Below are 954 nucleotides of genomic sequence, written 5' to 3' on the forward strand. Positions count from 1 at the left end.
AAATATGAAGCCGGCCCGAATACCGCCTAAGCCGAAGAATTTGCCGCAAGATCTCAGTACTAAAATGTTATCGGGCAGGGGTGGGCGTGAGAGTAGGCTGGCTTTAGGTGTTAGATCGATAAATGCTTCGTCCACGATCAGCATTGCGTCAGTTCCGAGCATGGCAGCCCAGGAGAACAGGCTCTCTAGAGGAATCATGAGCCCGCTTGGATTATTCGGGTTGATAATAAGTAAATGCTGTTGTGAGTTAGCTTCAATCAGCCGCTCAATCATGGCGTCAGCTTTGGATAAGATGCAGGCATCGTAAAAACTAATCTCAGCGCCTTTGTTTGTCCACGCACACTGATGCTCTTGGTAACCCAGGGACGGCAAGATCACAGGAAGATCTGCTAATAGCAAAGGCAGTTGTTGAATAATCTCTTGAGTACCAGCAAGTGAGCGGTAGGCATGCGGGCCATAATAGCCTTCGACTGTTTTCCTGAATTCCGGGCTAGGGTAAGGCAATCTAGAGAATACGGTTGCCGGAATGTCATCGCAAGGATAAGTGATCGGGTTAAGGCCGGTTGACAGATCCACCCAATCTGATTCGGGAATGTTATAGCGAATCGAGGCGCTGACTAAGTCGCCACCATGGACAATATGTGTTTGTTGCGTTGTCATCCTGGGGCCTAATAGAAACGAATCAGAAAGAAGTAGCCTTCAAGAAAAATAAGTGCAGCACACCAAAGAATTAGACTGCGTTTAATCAGCTTGAGCGCTTCTTGAATGCTTTGCGCACAAGCCGCTTGACCATGTTTGGGGCCAAGCGTAGATCGCTGTTCAAGTGTTTCGTCATAGCAGGCGCTACCGCCTAGTTTTAATTCAAGTGCACCAGCTCCAGCAGCCATGACTGGGCCTGCATTGGGGCTCTTCCATAATTTACCTTGTGTTTTCCAGCATTGAAAAGCGCTGCGT

The 954-nt window shown here is 48.4% G+C and carries 2 protein-coding genes; both read right to left on the reverse strand.

Going from position 1 to position 954, the window contains the following annotated elements; translation table 11 throughout:
- Nucleotides 1–660: aminotransferase class I/II-fold pyridoxal phosphate-dependent enzyme (locus A3756_RS01165; protein WP_156490159.1), on the reverse strand; the 660-nt coding region annotated here is incomplete at its 3' end.
- 8 nt (nt 661–668) lie between these two features.
- Nucleotides 669–954: cobalamin biosynthesis protein (locus A3756_RS01170; RefSeq protein WP_197481084.1), on the reverse strand; the 286-nt coding region annotated here is incomplete at its 5' end.

Source organism: Oleiphilus sp. HI0086 (assembly GCF_001635225.1).